Origin of the sequence: Bordetella bronchiseptica, from assembly GCF_900636925.1 — a bacterium.
GTDB lineage: Bacteria > Pseudomonadota > Gammaproteobacteria > Burkholderiales > Burkholderiaceae_B > Bordetella > Bordetella pertussis.
In genome coordinates this window covers 4,400,245-4,419,464 of sequence record NZ_LR134326.1, presented here as the reverse complement: position 1 = coordinate 4,419,464, position 19,220 = coordinate 4,400,245, and the positions used below count along the sequence as shown (strand labels likewise).

Sequence of the window (19,220 nt, the reverse complement as noted above, 5' to 3'; positions counted from 1 at the left end):
GAGACGCATCATGACCGTGTCGCATGTATTGCGCGTGGCCGGCCGCGCGCTGCTGGCCGCCTGCCTGCTGGCCGCGCCGGCCGTCCAGGCCGCCGGCTATCCCGACCGCCCGGTGCGCCTGCTGGTGGGTTTCGCGCCCGGCGGTCCGACCGACCTGGCCGCCCGGCTGGTGGCCAAGCACCTGGGCGCCGACCTGGGCCAGGCGTTCATCGTCGAGAACCGTGCCGGCGCGGGCGGCAACATCGCCACCAAGGACGCGGCCGGGGCCACCCCCGACGGCTATACCGGCCTGGTCGCCGGCATCAACATCACCATCAATCCCTGGATGACCGCCGACATGCACGTCGACAGCCGCAAGGACCTGCTGCCGGTGCGCATCGTGGCGATCGCGCCGACCATCCTGGTGGTGCGCAACGATTTTCCGGCGCGCGACTTTCAGGAATTCCTGCGGGAAGTGCGCAAGCATCCCGACACCTACAACTCCGCCGCGCCCGGCTCGTCGCCGTTGCTGGCGACCGAGCTGTTCTCGCAGCAGACGGGCACCCGCATCACGCCCGTGCCCTACAAGGGAGCGTCGCCGGCCATGATCGACCTGATCGCCGGCCACGTGGACCTGTCCTTCGCGACGCTCGGCTCGGTGCTGCCGCACATCAAGAGCGGCAAGGTGCGGGCGCTGGCGTTGGCGGCCCCCGAGCGCGACGCGCAGCTGCCGGACGTGCCCACCTTCGCCGAGCTGGGCATGCAGGATTTCCGTTTCGATGCCTGGGCGGGCGTATTGATGCCGGCCGGCACGCCGCCGGCGGTGATCGACACGCTGGCGCGCTCGCTGGACAAGCTGGCCGGGTCCGCCGAGTTCGAGGCCCAGGTGCTGGAACTGGGCATGAAACCCGTCGTGCAGGATTCGCCGTCCGCGTTCGCCCGCACCATCGATACCGAGCTGGGCCTGTACAAGACGCTGGCCCAATCCGTGCGCGGCAAGATCGCGCAATGACCCGTGTCGCGGCCGGCATGCGCGCCGCGACGATCCACCAGAAATATGGAGTTCTCTTGATCACTTCCGCACATGGAAAAGACTATCCCCTGGGGCTGCGCCAGGCCCAGGGGCGCAACGCGGCGCTGCGCCGCCTGCTGGCCGCGCCCGAGCTGCTGGTGGCCCCGGGCGCCTACGACTGCGTGGGGGCGCGGCTGGTCGAGCAGGCAGGCTTTGCGGCGATCTACCTGACCGGGTCGGGCATGTCCATGTCCGCCCTGGGCGCGCCCGACGTCGGCCTGATGTCGTTCTCCGAGATCCTCGACCGCGCCGCGCGCGTGGCCGACATGGTGTCGGTGCCCGTCATCGTCGACGCCGACACGGGCTACGGGGGGCCGCTGAACCTGATCCGCACCGTGCGGGCCTTCGAGCGGGCCGGCCTGTCGGGCATCCAGATCGAAGACCAGGCCTGGCCGAAGAAGTGCGGCCACGAGGGCGGGCGCAATCTGGTCTCCAGCGCCGAGATGCAAGGGCGCATCAAGGCCGCGGTCGACGCCCGGATCGATCCCGATCTGGTGATCATCGCGCGCACCGACGCGCGTAGCGACCACGGGCTGGATGCCGCGCTGGAGCGCGCGGCGCGCTATGCCGAGGCGGGCGCCGACGTGATCTTCGTCGAAAGCCCCGAGAACGAACAGGAGCTGGCGGCCATCGCCGCGGCGGTAAAGGCCCCCGTGCTGGCCAATATGGTCGAGGGCGGGCGCACCCCCATCCTGCCGGCCAGCCGGCTTGCGCAACTGGGCTTTGCCATGGCGATCTATCCGAACGCCCTGACCCGCTGCTTCGCGCATGCCGGGCTGGAAATGCTGCGCGGGCTGGCCGCCGACGGCAGCACGGCGGGCTCGGCCGCGCGCATGCTTTCGCACCGGCAGCTGTGGTCGCTGTTCGAGTACGAAAAGTGGATCGCCACCGAGCAGCGCCTGGGCGGAGCCTGAGCCGGCCCCGGCCGGCGCGCCTGACGCAGCACCCTACATACCAACATACACAGCAGGGCAGACCCCAAGGGAGAAATCATGAAAAAGCAACTCATCGGCGCCGTCGTCGCGACGGCCATGTTCGCCGCGCCGCTGGCGGCCACGGCGGCCACGTGGATGGCCTATACCTTCGGACCCTCCGAGAACCTGGCCAACGTGCAGGGCATGAAGCGCGTCATGGAGGACATCGAGAAGAACACCGGCGGGGAGGTGAAATTCCGCCTGCGGCTGGCCGGTTCGCTGCCGATCCAGGCCACCGACATCACCCAGGCCGTGGGCAACGGCACCGTCCGCTTCGCCGACGACGGCTTCTACCTGGGCAATGTGCGCATCGCCGGCATCCTGCGCCTGCCCATGCTGCTGCGCTCGCAGGAGGACTTCGACAAGGCGTACGCCATCATGAAACCCTATGTCGAGCGCGACTTCGGCAAGCAGGGCGTGGTGGTGCTGGGGCATTTCAGCTTCCCGCACCAGGTCATCTTCTCGGCCCGCAAGCTGGAGAGCCTGGCCGACATCAAGGGGCAGAAGCTGCGTGTTTCGTCACCCGAGCAGGCGGCCTTCGTGCAGCGCGCCGGCGGCATTCCGGTGACCCTGGGCGGGGCCGAAGTGCCTTCCGCGCTGTCGGCCGGCACGATCGACGGCGCGCTGACGGCCAGCGCCGGCGGCGGAAAGATCTGGGGCGACATGCTCAAGTACAACCTGCGCCTGCCGGTCAACTATTTCGACGGCTTTTACCTCGTCAACAAGAAGGCGTTCGAGGCGCTCAGCCCCGAGATGCAGGCGAAGATGCGCGAGTCCGTGGCGCGCCAGGCGCCCGGCACGACGGCGCAGATCGCCAAGGAAGAGGGCGAGGTGACCGACGCCCTGCGGCAAAAGGGCATGGTGATCGTGCCGTCCACGCCCGCCATGGAGCAGGCCGCCACCGATCTGGTGAGCGGGTACTGGGAAGACTGGGCGCGCGAGCAGGGCCCCGAGGCCGTGCAGGCCCTGGCGGAAGTCCGCAAGGCCCTGGGCCGCTGAAGCGTCGGGAGGCATCGCATGAACAAGCCTCAATCGCCGGCCCGGCCAGGCGGCCTGCCGCTGGTATCCGGCCTGATGCGCCTGCAGCGCCTGTTGTCCGAACTGATCGTGCTGGCCATGACGCTGCTGATCGCCGCGGAAGTCATCTGCCGCGCCCTGTTCGGGTTTTCGCTCATGATCGTCGAGGAGGTGGGCGGCTATCTGCTGGTCGCCCTGGTTTTCCTGGGCATGGGGGTGGCCCTGCACGACGGCGTGCTGTTTCGCGCCGAATTCGTGATCAACGCGCTGGGCGAGCGCGCGCGCCTGATTCTGCAGTGCGTGTTCGACGCGGTCTGCCTGGCCGGCATGGCGATGCTGTCCTGGCAGCTTGGCGTGCAGGTCTACGAGTCCTATGTGCGTGGCGTGCGCGCCGCCACGACGCTGGCCACGCCCCTTTACCTGCCGCAGCTTTTCATGGTGGCGGGTGCGCTGTCGACGGCGCTGGTGCTGCTGTCGCAGCTGCTCGAGGGCATGACCCGTCTCAGGAGCCCGCATCATGAGTGAAATGACCCAGTTCGTGCTGGTGATCGCAGTGTTCCTGGTCCTGCTGCTGGCGGGCATGTGGATTCCGTTCGCGATCTTTCTGTCCGCCAGCCTCTATATCGTGCTGTACGCCGGCTGGGATGGCCTGAGCGGCTTCGGGCTGAGCTCGTGGGGCAGCATGAACAGCTTTACGCTTACCGCCATTCCGCTGTTCATCCTGATGGCCGAGATCATGCTCGAAAGCGGGCTGAGCCAGCGCGTGTACCGCGGGCTGGCGCGCATCGTGCGCCGGCTGCCCGGCGGGCTGCTGCAGACCAATATCGCCGGGTGCGCGGCGTTCTCGGCCATCAGCGGCTCGTCGGTCGCGACGGCGGCGGCCATCGGTTCGGTGGCGCTGCCGCAGCTCGAGGCGCGCGGCTATTGCCTCAAGCTGTCGACCGGCACGCTGGCCGCGGGCGGCACGCTGGGCATCCTGATCCCGCCCAGCATCGCCATGATCATCTACGGCACCTTCACCGAGACGTCGATCGCCAAGCTGTTCATGGCGGGCGTCGTGCCGGGGCTGGCGCTGGTGGTCCTGTTCATGTGCTATGTGGCGGTGCGCTGCCTGGTCAATCCGCGGCTGGCGCCGCCGCCCGAGCAGCAGGACACGCCGCCGCCGCTGCGCCAGACGCTGGCCGACCTGCTGCCGTTCGGCGCGCTGATCGTCGGCGTGATGGGCAGCCTGTACGCCGGCCTGGCCACGCCCACCGAGGCGGCGGGCGTGGGCGCATGCCTGGCGGCGCTGATCGCGCGCATCTGGGGCGATTGCTCGATCGCCACGCTGCGCCGGTCGCTGGCCAAGACGGTCAAGGCCTGCGGCGCCATCCTGTTCATCGTGTATGCCGCGTTCCTGTTCTCGTACGCGATCGCCATGACGGGCCTGACCGACAGCCTCACCGACCTGCTCGACGCCTGGCAGCTGAGCCGCCTGGAGCTGCTGCTGGCCGTCGTGCTGCTGTACACGGTGCTGGGCTTCCTGATGGACAGCATCGGCATGATGGTGATCACCGTGCCCATCCTGCACCCCATCCTGGCCAGCTACGGCGTCGACCCGATATGGTTCGGCGTGCTGCTGGTCGTGCTGATCGAGCTGGGGCAGATCACGCCGCCGGTCGGCATGAACCTGTTCGTCGTCAAGAGCGTGTCGCCGTCGGCCCGCCTCAAGGACGTCGTGGTGGGTTCGCTGCCGTTCTGCCTGCTGATGTATGTCCTGATCGCCTGGCTGATCTACTCCCCCCAATTGGCCCTGTGGTTCCCGGGCCGGATGACCGGATAAGCGCATGTTCAATCCTCCTTCCCTCATCGCCGCCGAGGTGTTCTGCAGCGTGCCCGAGCGGTATCGCAAGCGGGACCAGAGCGCCGAATGGCTGCGCGTGCAAAAGCGCGGCGCCACGGCCCACAGCTTCCTGGAAGGTCCGGCCTTCGACCGGGCCGGCAACCTGTACGTCACCGACATCCCGTACGGACGCGTGTTCCGGATCAGCCCGGCGGGCGACTTCGAGCTGGTTGCCGAATACGACGGCGAGCCCAACGGCCTGAAGGTGCATCGCGACGGCCGCATCTTCATCGCCGACCACAAGCACGGCATCATGCTGCTGGACCCGGCCAGCGGCGCCGTCGTCCCGTACCTGGACCGTCCCCGCCTGGAGCGCTTCAAGGGCGTCAACGACCTGTTCTTCGCGCCCAACGGCGACCTGTACTTCACCGACCAGGGACAGTCCGGACTGCAGGACCCCAGCGGCCGCGTCTATCGCTACAGCGCGCAGGGCCAGCTGAGCTGCCTGATGGACAATATTCCCAGCCCCAACGGCATCGTGCTCGCGCCCGACGGAGGCAGCCTGCTGATCGCCGTGACCCGCGCCAATTCCGTCTGGCGCGCGCCGCTGCTGGCCGATGGCGGCGTGTCCAAGGTGGCGGCGTTTCTCAACCTGTCGGGCGGCTTCGGTCCCGACGGCCTGGCGCTGGACCAGGCCGGCGGCCTGGCCGTCTGCCATCCGGGCCTGGGCTCGGTGTGGCTGTTCGACGCCGACGGCGAGCCGCTGGCGCGCATCCGCTCGCAGACCGGCAAGGTCATCACCAACTGCGCCTTTGGCGGGCCGCAGCGCCAATGGCTGTACATGACCGAGGCCGATTCCGGCCTGGTGCTGCGCGCCCGCATGCCGGCGCCAGGCATCGACCTGCTGGAGGGCCAGCCATGAAACCGTCCACGCCCACCCGGCTCGTCGACGTGGCCAAGGTCATACGCAGCAAGAATGCCGGCCCGCTGCAAACCACGCTGGACCTGATGTTCGCCACGGCCGAACACTATCGCCTGGCGCGCGACAGCGAGGCGCTGAGCGCGGCCAGCGTGGCGCGCCTGTATGGCGTCGCGCCCGATTGGGTGCGCGTTATTCCGTACGAGGCCGCGCACGCCATCAAGATCGTGCTGGACCGCCCGCTGCCGGCCGGCCAGCCGGGCGACCGCGACGTGTACGGCGCCCAGCAACATTACCCTCTCCTGGATCTCACACTATGACGACGGCTGTGCAATCCCTGCTGGCGGCCGGGCTGAAGCCTGGCCAACCCTTGCGCGCGCTGGCGGCGTCCGGCCAGCTGGGCTATGGCATTCCCACGCCCGCCTTCCATGCCGGCATGGCGCGCGACCCGCATTTCGTCGGCTGCGACATGGGGTCGATCGACGTCGGGCCGTACTACCTGGGGTCGGGCCGGCTGGCCACCTCCGAGGCCATTACGCGGCGCGACCTGACGCTGGTGCTGCGCGGCGCGCGCGAGCGCAACGTCCCGCTGCTCATCGGCACCGCCGGCACCTCGGGCGCGGCGCCGCACCTGTCCCGGACCCTGGAGATGCTGCGCGACATCGCGCGCGCCGAGCGTCTGGATTTCAAGATGGCGGTCATCGGCGCCGATATGCCGCGCGACCTGGTGGCGCGGCAGCTGCAGGCCGGGCGGGTGCATCCGCTGGGCCGCATCCCGCCCCTGGACGAGGCGGCGGTGCGCGATGCCGCGCACATCGTCGGGCAGATGGGCAACGAGGCCTTCATCCGCGCGCTGGCCTGCGAGCCGGACGTGATCGTCGCCGGGCGGGCCTGCGACACTGCGGTGTTCGCCTCCATACCGGTCATGCTGGGCTACGACACCGCGCTGGCCGTGCACATGGCCAAGATCATCGAATGCACCTCGATCTGCTGCGATCCGGGCGGCCGCGACGCCATCCTGGGCACGCTGGAGCGCGACAGCTTCACGCTGGAGAGCATGAATCCGGAGCGCGCCGCCACGCCGGTCTCGGTGGCCGCCCACAGCCTGTACGAGCAGGCCGACCCGATGACGGTGCAGGAGCCCGACGGCACGCTGGACGTCGGCCAGGCGCGCTTCGAGGCGGTGGACGCGCGCCGCACGCGCGTCAGCGGCGCCACCTGGCGCGAGGCCAGCCAGAAAACCGTCAAGATCGAGGGCGCGCAGTGGGTGGCCGAGCGCGCCGTGGTGTGCGCCGGATCCTGCGATCCGCGCGTGATCGCCAACCTGGCCGCCATCGAGGCCGGCGTGCGCAAGAACGTGGCCGCCGTCCTGGAAGGCAGCGTGGCGGATTACGAGCTGGTCTTCCGGGTCTATGGCGCGGGGGCCACCCAGGTCTACCCGGGCGCGCGCATCGCCGCCGGCGCCGAGGTGTTCTTCCTGCTGGAATGCCTGGCGCCCACCGCCGACGCGGCGCTGGCCGCCGCTACGGTGGCCAAGCAGTATCTGCTGCACCATGGTTTTCCGGGCCGGCTTTCGACCGGCGGCAACATCGCCTTTCCGTTCACGCCGCCCGAGCTGCGCGCCGGCACGGCGTACCGCTACAGCGTCTACCACGTCATGGAGTGCGACGACCTGCCGGGACTGTTCCCGGTCGAGGTCGAGCAGGTGCGCGGCGGCGTCCAGGTGGCGGGCGGCTAGCGCCCGCCATCGCGTCCATGGGGGCGGACGCTAGCCGCCCAGCGCCTGCGACAGCTTGCGGGCCAGCGCGACCACGCGCGGGCCCAGCGCCGCCACGGCGGCTTCGTCCAGGCGCGTGGCCGGGCCGAACAGGCCGATCGAGCCGGCCACCCGGTCGCCGTTGAAGAACGGCGCGGCCACCGCCGCCGCGCCGACGATGAGTTCGTCGCGGCTGGTCGCATAGCCGAGCTGGCGCGTCTGCTTCAGCTCGCGCCGGAATCGCGCCGGATCGAGCGGCAGCCCGCGCGTGTACTGCTCCAGGTGGTCGAGCGCGTCTTCCTTGAAAGCCAGGATGGCGCGCCCGGTGGCGCCCATGGCGATGCGCTCGGTGTAGCCCACGCCGCGCTTGAAACTCAAGGGTTGCGGGCTGGGCAGCTCGGCCAGGCAGAGCCGCATTTCGCCCTGTTCGACGAAGATGGCCACCGTTTCCTGGGTTTCGTTCCACAGTTCGCGCAGCAGCGGCTCGGCCAGCGCGGCCAGGTCCTGGGTTTCGGTCCAGATGTGCGACAGGCGCGCGACCGCCGGCCCCAGCCGGAAGCGCTGCGGGTCGCCGCTGGCGGTGATGAAGCCCTTGGCTTCCAGGGTGTACAGCAGCCGGTAGAGCGTGGGACGGCTCAGGCCCACCCGCTGCAGCAGCTGGCTGGCGGTGAGCTCCGCGTCCTGGCGCGAGAACGCCAGCAGGATGTCCAGCGCCCGGTTCACCGCGCGCACGCTGTCGCCGCCTTTTTCCGGCTTTTCTTCGAGTTCGGCGCTGTCGCTGTCTTTCACTTCCAAAGTCCTCTCCATGTCGTAGGCCGCGCAGCCCTGCCCAAGTCTACCGCGTGGCGCGCCGGCGACCGGGCGCGCCGGTCCGGGTTATTGCGTTCGATCAAGTTGTCCGTATAATGAGAACGCAGTACGCAGTACGGACAACGAAACGGGAGACAGGACGATGAGGAAATCATTCTTGAGTGGGGCGGCCGCGCTGCTGGCGCTGGCCTGTGCGCTGGGCGCGCCGGGCGCGCGCGCCGCGTATCCGGAGCGGCCGGTCAGCGTGGTGGTGGGGTTCGCGCCCGGCGGCACCAACGACATCCTGGCGCGGCTGATCTCGGCCAAGCTGCAGGCCCGGCTGAAACAGCCTTTCGTGGTGGAGAACCGCGCCGGCGCCAACTCGATCATCGCGGCCGAGTACGTGGCGCGCGCCCAGCCCGACGGCTACACGATCTTCGTGGCCTCCAGCGGCGCGCTGACGATCAACCCGGCGATCTACACCAAGCTGGGCTACGACCCCCAGCAGGCGTTCAAGCCGGTGGCCATGCTGGGCGTGTTCCCGCTGGTGGTGGTGACCAACGCCGAGTCCAAGGCCGAGCGCCTGGCCGACCTGAAGACCCTGGCGGCGCAGCGTTCCGACCACACGCTCAACCATGGGGTGGGTTCGTCGACGTTCCAGCTGGCGGCCGAGTACTACGCCCGCCAGACCGGGCTGTCGCTGATGCACATCAGCTACCGCGGCACGGGGCCTTTGCTGTCGGCGCTGCTGGCCAACGAGGTGGACGTGGGTTTCGCCGACGTGGCGGCGGTGGTGTCGCAGATCGGCGCGGGCAAGCTCAAGCCGCTGGCGGTGACCACGGCCGAGCGTTCCAGCGTGCTGCCCGACGTGCCCACCATCGCCGAGGCCGGCGTGCCCGGCTACGACGTGCCGGTCTGGACCGGCCTGGTCGTGCCCAAGGACACGCCGGACGAGGTCGTGCGGGCGCTGCAGGGCGCGCTGAAGGAAATCCTGGCCGATCCCGACACCCTCGCGCAGTACCGCCCGCTGGGCATGGAGCCCGGCAACGTGGACGGCGCCGCGCTGCAACAGCGCATTGGCGACGACATCGCGCGCTGGACCAAGGTGGCGCGGGAAGCGGACATCAAGGCGAATTGAGATCGTAGCGGAGCAGATGCCATGGACACGGTGCCCATCACTCTATTGTTTTCCGATGGCGCGGCGCGCCGTATCGACGCCCGCTGCGGCGCCAGCATCGTGCAGGCGGCCGGCGACGCCGGCCTGGGCCTGTTGACCGATTGCAGCAACGGCCAGTGCGGTACCTGCACGGCCACGCTGGTGTCGGGCGCCATCGAGCTGGGCGATTACGACCGCGCCGTGCTGCCCGATGGCGACCGGGCCGATGGCGCCATCCTGACCTGTGTGTCGCGCATCACCGGGCCCTGCGTGGTCGAGCTGCCGTACGAGGTCGACGAGGCGCAGGCGCAGCCCTTGCCGCCCATGGCGGGCACGGTGGTCGCGCTGGAGCAGATCGCGCAGGAAACCATGCTGCTGGAGGTGGAGGTGGCCGAGGCGGTCGGCTTCCAGCCCGGCCAGTACGTGCGCATCCGGCCCGAGGGGCTGGACGCGTGGCGCTCGTATTCGATGGCCTGCGGCTCGGGCGAGCGGCGGCTGCGCTTCTATGTCCGGCTGGTCGAAGGCGGGGTGTTCTCGACCTGGCTGACCCAGGCGGCCAGGGTGGGCGCGTCCGTGGCGCTGAGCGAGCCGCACGGCAGTTTCTTCCTGCGCAGCGAAGCGCGTCCGCGCCTGTTCATCGCCGGCGGCACCGGGCTGGCGCCGTTCCTGTCGATGCTGCAGGCCATCGCCGCGGACCCCGCGCAGCAGGAGATTCCCACCACTTTGCTGGTGGGCGCGCGCTCGGGCGCCCACTTGTTCGCGCTGGACCAGCTGGCCGCCTTGCGCGAGCGCTGGCCGGCGCTGCGGGTGCGCCTGGCCGCCGAGTCCGAGCCGCGCGGCGAATGCCATACCGGCTACGCCACCGACCTGCTGGCCGGACTGGGACTGGACCCCGCCACGCGCGTGTACCTGTGCGGGCCGCCGGCCATGGTGGAAGCCGGCCGCGGCGCCGCCGAGGCCGTCGGGCTGGCGCGCCGGGACATGCTTTGCGAACGCTTCAATTAATCGATTTCACCAGGATGCCGAACATGCAACCCACGCATTACGACCGCATGGTCGATCTCAAGCAGGGCACGATCAGCCGCGAAATCTTCTCCAGCAAGGAGATCTTCGAGGAAGAGCTGGAAAAGATCTTCACCCGCGCCTGGCTGTTTGTCGGGCATGAAAGCCAGATTCCCAATCCGGGCGATTTCTACACCTCGCGCATGGGCGCGGAGTCGGTGATCCTGACGCGCGACAAGAAGGGCAAGGTGCACGTGTTCCTCAACTCGTGCCGCCACCGCGGCATGAAGGTGTGCCAGTACGACCATGGCAATACGCAGCTGTTCACCTGCCCCTATCACAGCTGGAGCTACACCACCGAGGGCAAGCTGTTCGGCGTGCCGCAGTACAAGGCCATCTACGACGGCAACCTGTGCAAGGAAGACTGGTCGCTGATCGAAGTGCCCAAGCTGGAAACCTACAAGGGCACCGTGTGGGCCAGCTGGGACAAGAACGCGCCCGATTTCCTGACCTACCTGGGCGACGCCAGGACGCACCTGGACCTGGCGCTGGACCACCGCGACGGCCGCGAGGGCGGCTCGGAGGTGCTGGTGGGCGTGCACAAGTGGATCATCCCGTGCAACTGGAAGTTCGCCGCCGAGAACTTCCTGGGCGATACCTATCACAACGTCAGCCACCGGTCGGTGGACCTGATCGGCATCGGCCCGAGCGCCGAGGTGGGCGTCAAGGGGCGGCGCGACAACGAGCTGGAATACGCGCGCCACCTGTGGGTCAACTTCCCCGCCGGCCATGGCGTGCACAGCGCCATCGTGCCCGAGAACGCGCCGTTCGTGGATACGTTCCAGAACAACCCCATCATCGCCGAGTACTTCCGCCACTGCCATGAAGAGCGCAAGCGCCGGCTGGGCGAGGAGCGCAGCCGCCTGGTGCCGTTCGTCGGAACGATCTATCCCAACGTGTCGTTCCATGGCAAGCAGCCGCGCAACCTGTGCATCTGGCACCCGCACGGCCCGGAGGCGACCGAGGCCTGGCGCTTCTTCCTGGTCGACGCCGACGCGCCGCAGGAAGTGAAGGACTTCCTGCGTACCTACTACATGCGCTATTCGGGGCCGGCCGGCATGACCGAACAGGACGACATGGAGAACTGGAACTACGCCACCGCCGGCAGCCGCGGCGTGATCGCCAAGCGCTATCCGTACAACTATCAGCAATCGCTGGGCGCGGTGACCAACGCGGGGCCGGTGCCCGGCAACGTGAGCCTGCAGGTCAGCGAGGAGAACCCGCGCCAGTACTACCGGCGCTGGCGCGACTACATGAACGGCGCCGACTGGGACACGCTGCTGGGCAGGAACGACAGCGGCCCGGCGAGTTTCGCGCAATGAGCGCGCAGGGCAACGGCCCGGTCACCATCGTGACCGGCGGAACCTTCGGGCTGGGGCAGGCCATCACGCTGTCGCTGGCGCGGCGCGGCTATCGGGTGCTGGCCTTCGGCCTGGAGTCGGCCCAGGCGTCCAGCACGGCGGCCGGCTTCGACGGCCTGCGCGCGGCGCTGGCCGAGGCGGGCCTGCAGGAGCGGGTGGCCGTCATGGCGGCGGACGTCGCCGACGAAGCCGATACCGGCCGCGTCGTGGACGAGGCCCTGCGGCGCTACGGCCGCGTGGACGGGCTGGTGAACAACGCAGCCATCGGGCCGCTGGGCACGGTGCTGAGCACCGAGCCCGCCATGGCGGACCGCATCCTGGCGGTCAACGTCAAGGGCGTCTACCTGATGAGCCGCGCGGTCATCCCGCACATGCGCGCCCAGGGCGGCGGCGCCATCGTCAACATCGGTTCGGGCGCCGGCTACGGCAAGCCGGACATGGCGATCTACGCGGCCAGCAAGGGCGCCGTGCTGGCGCTCTCCAGCGCCATGGCGTACGACCATTTCCACGACCGCATCCGCGTCAATGTGGCCATTCCCGGCGGGGGCGGCATCGTCTCCGGCATGAGCGTGGGCCGGGTGGGCGGCGACGAGGCGCTGTTCCGGCGGCGCCAGGCGGCGGGCAGCGCGGCGGGCCGTCCGGCCAGCGGCGAGGACCTGGCCAATGCGGTCGCCTTCCTGCTTTCCGGCGAGGCCGAGGCCATATCCGGCACGGTGGTCGACGTCGGATGTTTTGCCAACCAGGGCGGGCCGGTGCCGGCGCGCCCGAGCACGAATCGAGGACACAGCCATGACTGAAACCCTGGCCTGCGCGGACAGCCCGGCCATTGCGCCGCTGGCGCGCGACGCGCGCTACTACGAACTCAAGCGCGAGATCGAAGAGCATATGTACGACGAATGCGAGCTGCTGGACACGCGCCAGTTCTCGCGCTGGCTGGATACCCTGGCCGAAGACCTGGTCTATTTCATGCCGATGAACTTCAACGTCAAGTTCGGCCGGCACGCGCAGGACGAGCATACGCGCGTGGAGAAGGACATGAGCTGGTTCAACGAAGGCAAGTGGACGCTGACCAAGCGCGCCGAGCAGATCATGACCGGCGTGCATTGGGCCGAGGAGCCGCTGTCGCGCCTGTGCCGGGTGGTCAGCAACGTGCAGCTGACCGCCATCGCCGAAGGCGCCGACGGCGCGCTGGAGGTCGATGCGCGCAGCCGCTTCGTCATGTACCAGAACCGTTGCGAGTACGAAGAGTATTACTTCACCGGCCGGCGTTACGACCGCCTGCGCCGCGTCGGCGACGGCTGGCAGCTGGTGCGGCGCGAAATTCACCTGCCGCAGAACGTGCTGCTGGCCAAGAACCTGACGATGTTTTTCTAGGAGGACGCTGTGCTCAATCTCATGCAGTTGCAACCCGGCCAGCTGCTGGCGCTGCGCGACGGCCGCAAGGGCGAGGTCGTGGAAAACATGGGCGACGGCATCTGGGTGCAGGTGCGCTGGCTCGACCAGGAGGGCCGGCCGCTGGACGGCGGCGAGGACGAATTGGTGCACTGCGAGGAGGTGGCCGGCCTGGCCTGAGGCGGCGGCGTGGTCTCCGGATATATATGGGAATTTTATAAATGGATAAAAAAGCCTCGTTTGTCCTGCCCATGGGTGGTCAATACACTGGGTTCACTACGAACTGATTGATACGGGTCAAACCATGGGCAGTACAGAAAAACATCCTGTCATCGTCGTCGGCGCGGGTCCGGTGGGGCTTACCGTGGCGATGGACATGGCGTCGCGCGGGGTTTCCGTGCTGGTGCTGGAGCGCCGTCACCGCGGCGAGGCTCCGAGCGTGAAGTGCAACCACGTCTCGGCCCGCTCGATGGAGGTGTTCCGCCGCCTGGGCGTGGCGCAGGCCGTGCGCGCCGCGGGCCTGCCCGACGAGTATCCGCATGACGTGGCCTACCGCACCAGCGCCACCGGCATCGAGCTGACCCGCATTCCCATTCCGGGGCGCGCCGGACGCCAGCGCAAGGATACGGGGCCGGATACCAACTGGCCCACCATGGAGCCGCCGCACCGCATCAACCAGATCTACCTGGAGCCTATCCTGTTCGAGCACGCGGCCGGGATGGAGCGCATCGCCATCCGCAACCGTGTCGAAGTGACGGAGATCGAGCAGGACGACGAAGGCGTGACCGTGCACGCCCGCGACCTCGACAGCGGCGAGTCGCTGCGCATGCGCGCCGACTACCTGGTCGGCTGCGACGGCGGGCGTTCCGCCATCCGCACGGCCATCGGCGCCAAGCTGGTCGGCGACGCGGTGATCCAGCGGGTGCAGTCCAGCTACATCCGCGCGCCCCAGCTGCGCCAGCTGTTCAAGCACGAGCCGGCCTGGGCGACCTTCACGCTCAACCCGGCGCGTTGCGGCAACATGTACGCCATCGACGGCAAGGAGCTGTGGCTGGTGCACAACTACCTGCGCGACGAAGAGCCGGATTTCGAGTCGGTCGACCGCGACCTCTGTATCCGCCGCATCCTGGGCGTGGGCGAGGATTTCGAGTACGAACTGATCAGCAAGGAGGACTGGTATGGCCGCCGCCTGGTGGCCGACCGCTTCCGCGACCGCCGCGTCTTCATCTGCGGCGACGCCGCGCACCTGTGGGTGCCGTACGCGGGCTACGGCATGAACGCCGGCATCGCCGACGCGGCCAACCTGGCCTGGCTGCTGGCCGCCACCGTCAACGGCTGGGCCGACGCGCGCATCCTCGACGCCTATGTGAGCGAGCGCCATCCCATTACCTCGCAGGTGTCGTACTTCGTGATGGACCATGCGCACGCCATGGCGACCGAGCGGCGCATCGTGCCCGAGAACATCGAGGCGCAGGACGAGGCCGGCGCCGCGGTGCGCGCGCAGGTCGGCGAGCGCGCCTACGCCCTGAACGTGCAGCAATACTGCTGCGCCGGGCTGAATTTCGGCTATTTCTATGACCAGTCGCCGCTGATCGCCTATGACGGCGAATCCCAGCCGGCCTACACCATGGGCGATTTCACGCCGTCCACGGTGCCCGGCTGCCGCACGCCGCATTTCCAGCTGGCCGACGGCGCGTCGCTGTACGACGCCATGGGCGACGGTTACACCGTGCTGCGCCTGAAGGCGGGCGTGGACGTGCAACCGCTGGTCGAGGCCGCGGCGCGGCGCGGCATGCCCCTGCGCGTGCTGGACCTGGAGGGCGAAGACGCGCCGCCCGCGTACCGCCACGCACTGGTGATTTCCCGCCCCGACCAGCACGTCGCCTGGCGCGGCGACACGCTGCCGGCCGATCCGCAGGCGCTGGTGGACCAGCTGCGCGGCGCGGCCTGAGCGACGCCCGGCAAGCACAACCATAATGGAGACAGCAACCATGAAACTTCTTTCCCACTTCTTCAAGGCCGCCGCCATCCTGGCGGTATCCGGCGCGGCCTGCGCCGCCGACGCGCCCATGACGCTGGTGGTGCCGTACGCCCCGGGCGGGGCGACCGATATCCTGGCGCGCACCGTGGCGCAGCACATGGGCGACGAACTGAAGCGCTCGATCGTGGTGGAGAACCGGCCCGGCGGCGGCACCATCATCGGCGCACAGCTGGTCTCGCGCGCCGCGCCCGACAGCGGCATGCTGCTGATGGCCACCAGCACCACGCTGGCCATCAACCGCACGATGTACAAGTCGTTGCCGTATGACCCGCAGGCGTTCGCGCCGGTCGGCCTGGTGGCCGAAGTGCCGCTGGTCGTGGTGGTCAACCCCTCGGTCAAGGCCGACAGCCTGGCCGACCTGGTGGCGCTGGCCAAGGCCAACCCCGGCACCCTGACCTTCGGCTCGGCCGGCAGCGGCAGCCCGCAGCACCTGTCGGCGGAAATGTTCCGCGCCGCCACCGGCGCCTCCATGACGCACGTGCCCTACAAGGGCACGTCGGCGGCGCTGAACGACCTGCTGGGCGGGCAGATTTCCATGATGTTCGCCGACCTGGCGCCGGTGCTGGCCCACATCCGCTCGGGCAAGCTGCGCGCGCTGGCCGTGACCTCGGCCCAGCGCCAGCCCAATCTGCCCGACACGCCCACCGTGCGCGAAAGCCAGGTGCCGGGCACGGCTGACTACGAGGCGGTGGCCTGGCAAAGCCTGGTGGCGCCGCCGGGCACGCCGGCCGGGACCGTGCAGGCCTATAACGCCGCGCTGGTGAAGGTGCTGGGCGAGGCCGACGTCAAGGCGCGCTTCGAGGCCAATGGCGTGTCGGTACGCACCAGCACGCCGCAGGAACTGGCGGACTACATCCGCACCGAAGGCGACCGCTGGGCCAAGGTGGTCAAGGCCTCCGGCGCGTCGGCCGACTGAGCGGCCCGCGCGCGCAACCTACGCAACGTTCGAGGATTATCACGATGTCCGATCCGCTTTCGCAGCTTTACGACGATCCGCCCTATCGGCTTTCCGGCGTCGTGTACGGCGCGCTGCTGAACCAGCGCGAAGCGCTCGACCGCCTGGGAGAGGCGGTCAACCAGCCGCCCTACAAGGCCCCGCCCAAGGGGCCGGTGCTGTATATGAAGCCGCGCAACACGCTGGCGCGCGATGGCCAGGCCATCGCGCTGGCGGCCGACGTGCCGGCCATGCGGCTGGGCGCGACCCTGGGCCTGGTGCTCGGACGTACCGCCTGCCGCGTCGACGCCGCCGAGGCGCTGGACTACGTCGCCGGGGTGGTGCTGGTGGCCGATCTGACGGTGCCGCACGACAGCTTCTACCGGCCTTCGGCGCGCTTTATCGCGCGCGACCGCTCGTGCTTCATCGGCCCGCGCATCGTGCCGCTGGCCGAGGCGGGCGACCCGGACGCAATGGTGATCCACGTCACGGTCGACGGCAAGCCGGCCCAGGCCGCCTCGATGGGCGGCCGGGTGCGTCCGGCGGCCCGGCTGCTGGCCGACGTGACCGATTTCATGACCCTGTCGCCCGGCGACATCCTGTTGCTGGGCACCTGCGTGGACCAGCCGCAGGTGGGCCGCGGCCAGGCCTTCGCGCTGGCCGCCGAGGGCATGGGTGAACTGCATGGAGAAACGCAATGAAGCGCGCACGCGTTGCCTACGGCGGGGCCATACACAGCGCCACGCCGCATGAACAGGGCCTGCTGCTGGCCGATGGCCGGGTGGTGGCCGAGGATGCGGTGGTGTGGCTGCCGCCGGTGGAAGTCGGCACCCTCATCGTGCTCGGCCTGAACTACGCGGACCACGTCAAGGAGCTGTCCAAGGAGCTGACCGTCACCACGCGCGACGAGCCGCTGGTGTTTTTCAAGGGGCCGGGCGCGGTGGTGGGGCATCGCGCCCAGACGCGCCGCCCGCGCGACGCCACCTACATGCACTACGAGTGCGAACTGGCGGTGGTGATCGGCAAGCCGGCCAAGGACGTCAAGGCGGCCGACGCCATGGCCCACGTGGCCGGCTACACCGTGTGCAACGACTACGCCATCCGCGACTACCTGGAGAACTGGTACCGGCCCAACCTGCGCGTGAAGAACCGCGACACCTGCACGGTGATGGGCCCCTGGCTGGTCGACGCGGCCGACGTCGCCGACCCGCACGCGCTGGCGCTGCGCACGCTGGTCAACGGCAAGGTCACGCAGCAGGGCAGCACGGCCGACATGATCAACGACATTGCGGCGCTGATCGAATACCTCAGCGGTTTCATGACCCTGATGCCGGGCGACGTCATCCTGACCGGCACGCCGGACGGGGTGGTCAACGTCGAGGAGGGCGACGAGGTGGTCTGCGAGATCGAAGGCATCGGCGCGCTGGCCAACACCATCGTCGGCGACGCCGTATTTGGACGATAAGGAACGAACATGCGGATTGAACATCTGATCGACGGCAAGGCCGTCGCCGGCAAGCAGTACTTCGAGACCATCAACCCGGCCACGCAGGAGACGCTGGCGGAGGTTGCCGCCGGGGGCGAGGCCGAGGTGCACGCCGCGGTCGCGGCGGCCAAGGCGGCGTTTCCGAAGTGGGCCGGCCTGCCGGCCGCCGAGCGCGCGCGCCTGGTGCGCAAGCTGGGCGACCTGATCGCCGCCCACGTGCCCGAGATCTCGCGCACCGAGACCAACGATTGCGGCCAGACCATCGCGCAGACCGGCAAGCAGCTGGTGCCGCGCGCGGCCGACAATTTCTATTATTTCGCCGAGATGTGCACGCGGGTCGATGGCCATACCTATCCCACGCCCACGCACCTGAACTACACGCTGTACCACCCGGTGGGCGTGTGCGCGCTGATCAGCCCCTGGAACGTGCCGTTCATGACCGCGACCTGGAAGGTCGCGCCGTGCCTGGCGTTCGGCAACACCGCCGTGCTGAAGATGAGCGAGCTTTCGCCGCTGACCGCGGCGCGCCTGGGCGAGCTGGCGCTGGAGGCGGGCATCCCGCCGGGCGTGCTCAACCTGGTGCACGGCTACGGCCGCGACGCCGGCGAGCCGCTGGTGGCGCACCCGGACGTGCGCGCCGTGTCCTTCACGGGCTCGACGGCCACCGGCAACCGCATCGTGCAGGCGGCCGGGCTGAAGAAGTTCAGCATGGAACTGGGCGGCAAGAGCCCGTTCGTGATCTTCGACGACGCCGACCTGGACCGGGCGCTCGACGCGGCGATCTTCATGATCTTCTCCAACAACGGCCAGCGCTGCACGGCCGGCAGCCGCATCCTGGTGCAGCAAAGCATCTACGCCGATTTCACCCAGAAGTTCGTCGAGCGCGCGCGCCGCATCCGCGTCGGCGACCCGCTGGACGAGGGCACCATCGTCGGGCCGCTGATCAGCCCGGCCCACCTGGCCAAGGTGCGCGGCTATATCGAGCTGGGCAGCAAGGAAGGCGCCACGATGCTGTGCGGCGGGCTGGACCGCCCGTCGTACGCACCCGAGCTGGATGCGCGCGTGCGCGACGGCAACTTCGTCTGGCCCACGGTGTTCGCCGACGTCGACAACCGCATGAAGATCGCCCAGGACGAGATCTTCGGGCCGGTCGCCTGCCTGATTCCGTTTCGCGACGAGGCCCACGCCATCGAGCTGGCCAACGACATCGAGTACGGCCTGTCGAGCTATGTCTGGACCGAGAGCGTCGGCCGCGCGCACCGCGTGGCGGCCGCCATCGAGGCCGGCATGTGCTTTGTCAACAGCCAGAACGTGCGCGACCTGCGCCAGCCGTTCGGCGGCACCAAGGCCTCGGGCACCGGCCGCGAGGGTGGCACCTGGAGCTACGAAGTGTTCTGCGAGCCGAAGAACGTCGCGGTGTCGCTGGGCAATCATCACATTCCGCACTGGGGAGCATGACC

General features: G+C 69.1%; 20 protein-coding genes. 19 read left to right on the top strand and 1 reads right to left on the bottom strand.

The window, feature by feature from the left end; all coding sequences use genetic code 11:
* Nucleotides 1–10 precede the first annotated feature (10 nt).
* The 8 genes from EL288_RS20610 to EL288_RS20575 all read left to right on the top strand — a co-directional run bounded on the left by EL288_RS20610 (nucleotide 11) and on the right by EL288_RS20575 (nucleotide 7,521).
* A complete protein-coding gene (locus EL288_RS20610) occupies nucleotides 11–991 on the top strand; it encodes a Bug family tripartite tricarboxylate transporter substrate binding protein (protein WP_003808123.1) in 981 nt (326 codons plus the stop codon).
* A gap of 56 nt (nucleotides 992–1,047) precedes the next feature.
* On the top strand, nucleotides 1,048–1,965 hold the full coding sequence (locus EL288_RS20605; protein ID WP_225665727.1) for an isocitrate lyase/PEP mutase family protein: 918 nt from the start codon (nucleotides 1,048–1,050) through the stop codon (nucleotides 1,963–1,965).
* A 78-nt stretch (nucleotides 1,966–2,043) separates the two neighbouring features.
* The gene (locus EL288_RS20600; protein ID WP_003808125.1) at nucleotides 2,044–3,024 is read left to right on the top strand and encodes a TRAP transporter substrate-binding protein; all 981 of its coding nucleotides are present in this window, start codon (nucleotides 2,044–2,046) and stop codon (nucleotides 3,022–3,024) included.
* Between the two features lie 18 nt (nucleotides 3,025–3,042).
* Complete coding sequence (locus tag EL288_RS20595; protein ID WP_003808126.1) at nucleotides 3,043–3,567, top strand: TRAP transporter small permease; 525 nt, start codon at nucleotides 3,043–3,045, stop codon at nucleotides 3,565–3,567.
* Nucleotides 3,560–4,864, top strand: coding sequence for a TRAP transporter large permease (locus tag EL288_RS20590; protein ID WP_231858406.1), 1,305 nt, complete (start codon nucleotides 3,560–3,562; stop codon nucleotides 4,862–4,864). The genes EL288_RS20595 and EL288_RS20590 overlap by 8 nt, the downstream gene beginning before the upstream one ends.
* Nucleotides 4,865–4,868: 4 nt before the next feature.
* Nucleotides 4,869–5,786, top strand: a complete 918-nt coding sequence (locus EL288_RS20585) for an SMP-30/gluconolactonase/LRE family protein (protein ID WP_003808128.1) — start codon at nucleotides 4,869–4,871, stop codon at nucleotides 5,784–5,786.
* Nucleotides 5,783–6,103, top strand: a complete 321-nt coding sequence (locus EL288_RS20580) for a DUF4387 domain-containing protein (protein WP_003808129.1) — start codon at nucleotides 5,783–5,785, stop codon at nucleotides 6,101–6,103. The genes EL288_RS20585 and EL288_RS20580 overlap by 4 nt, the downstream gene beginning before the upstream one ends.
* Nucleotides 6,100–7,521, top strand: a complete 1,422-nt coding sequence (locus EL288_RS20575) for an acyclic terpene utilization AtuA family protein (RefSeq protein ID WP_003808130.1) — start codon at nucleotides 6,100–6,102, stop codon at nucleotides 7,519–7,521. The genes EL288_RS20580 and EL288_RS20575 overlap by 4 nt, the downstream gene beginning before the upstream one ends.
* A gap of 30 nt (nucleotides 7,522–7,551) precedes the next feature.
* On the opposite strand, the gene EL288_RS20570 is transcribed toward EL288_RS20575, so the two are convergent.
* Nucleotides 7,552–8,328, bottom strand: coding sequence for an IclR family transcriptional regulator (locus EL288_RS20570; protein WP_003808131.1), 777 nt, complete (start codon nucleotides 8,326–8,328; stop codon nucleotides 7,552–7,554).
* Between the two features lie 163 nt (nucleotides 8,329–8,491).
* On the opposite strand from EL288_RS20570, the gene EL288_RS20565 reads away from it, so the two are divergent.
* From EL288_RS20565 to hpaE, 11 genes are all read left to right on the top strand, one after another.
* Complete coding sequence (locus EL288_RS20565; RefSeq protein ID WP_010925923.1) at nucleotides 8,492–9,466, top strand: Bug family tripartite tricarboxylate transporter substrate binding protein; 975 nt, start codon at nucleotides 8,492–8,494, stop codon at nucleotides 9,464–9,466.
* A gap of 21 nt (nucleotides 9,467–9,487) precedes the next feature.
* On the top strand, nucleotides 9,488–10,489 hold the full coding sequence (locus EL288_RS20560; protein WP_003808133.1) for a 2Fe-2S iron-sulfur cluster-binding protein: 1,002 nt from the start codon (nucleotides 9,488–9,490) through the stop codon (nucleotides 10,487–10,489).
* Between the two features lie 14 nt (nucleotides 10,490–10,503).
* Complete coding sequence (locus tag EL288_RS20555) at nucleotides 10,504–11,868, top strand: aromatic ring-hydroxylating oxygenase subunit alpha (protein ID WP_003808134.1); 1,365 nt, start codon at nucleotides 10,504–10,506, stop codon at nucleotides 11,866–11,868.
* A complete protein-coding gene (locus tag EL288_RS20550) occupies nucleotides 11,865–12,704 on the top strand; it encodes an SDR family NAD(P)-dependent oxidoreductase (RefSeq protein WP_003808135.1) in 840 nt (279 codons plus the stop codon). Before EL288_RS20555 ends, EL288_RS20550 begins: the two co-directional genes overlap by 4 nt.
* Nucleotides 12,697–13,281, top strand: coding sequence for a 3-phenylpropionate/cinnamic acid dioxygenase subunit beta (locus EL288_RS20545; protein WP_003808137.1), 585 nt, complete (start codon nucleotides 12,697–12,699; stop codon nucleotides 13,279–13,281). Before EL288_RS20550 ends, EL288_RS20545 begins: the two co-directional genes overlap by 8 nt.
* 9 nt (nucleotides 13,282–13,290) lie before the next feature.
* Nucleotides 13,291–13,479 (top strand): hypothetical protein, encoded by a 189-nt coding sequence (locus EL288_RS20540; RefSeq protein ID WP_003808139.1) that lies wholly within the window; start codon nucleotides 13,291–13,293, stop codon nucleotides 13,477–13,479.
* A gap of 124 nt (nucleotides 13,480–13,603) precedes the next feature.
* Nucleotides 13,604–15,250, top strand: a complete 1,647-nt coding sequence (locus EL288_RS20535; protein ID WP_003808140.1) for an FAD-dependent oxidoreductase — start codon at nucleotides 13,604–13,606, stop codon at nucleotides 15,248–15,250.
* Between the two features lie 40 nt (nucleotides 15,251–15,290).
* Nucleotides 15,291–16,256: a Bug family tripartite tricarboxylate transporter substrate binding protein gene (locus tag EL288_RS20530; RefSeq protein ID WP_015064547.1), complete on the top strand. Its 966-nt coding sequence runs from the start codon at nucleotides 15,291–15,293 to the stop codon at nucleotides 16,254–16,256.
* A gap of 44 nt (nucleotides 16,257–16,300) precedes the next feature.
* On the top strand, nucleotides 16,301–16,975 hold the full coding sequence (locus tag EL288_RS20525; protein ID WP_003808144.1) for a fumarylacetoacetate hydrolase family protein: 675 nt from the start codon (nucleotides 16,301–16,303) through the stop codon (nucleotides 16,973–16,975).
* Nucleotides 16,972–17,739, top strand: a complete 768-nt coding sequence (locus tag EL288_RS20520) for a fumarylacetoacetate hydrolase family protein (protein WP_003808146.1) — start codon at nucleotides 16,972–16,974, stop codon at nucleotides 17,737–17,739. The genes EL288_RS20525 and EL288_RS20520 overlap by 4 nt, the downstream gene beginning before the upstream one ends.
* Nucleotides 17,740–17,748: 9 nt before the next feature.
* A complete protein-coding gene (gene hpaE / locus EL288_RS20515; RefSeq protein ID WP_003808148.1) occupies nucleotides 17,749–19,218 on the top strand; it encodes a 5-carboxymethyl-2-hydroxymuconate semialdehyde dehydrogenase in 1,470 nt (489 codons plus the stop codon).
* Nucleotides 19,219–19,220 lie beyond the last annotated feature (2 nt).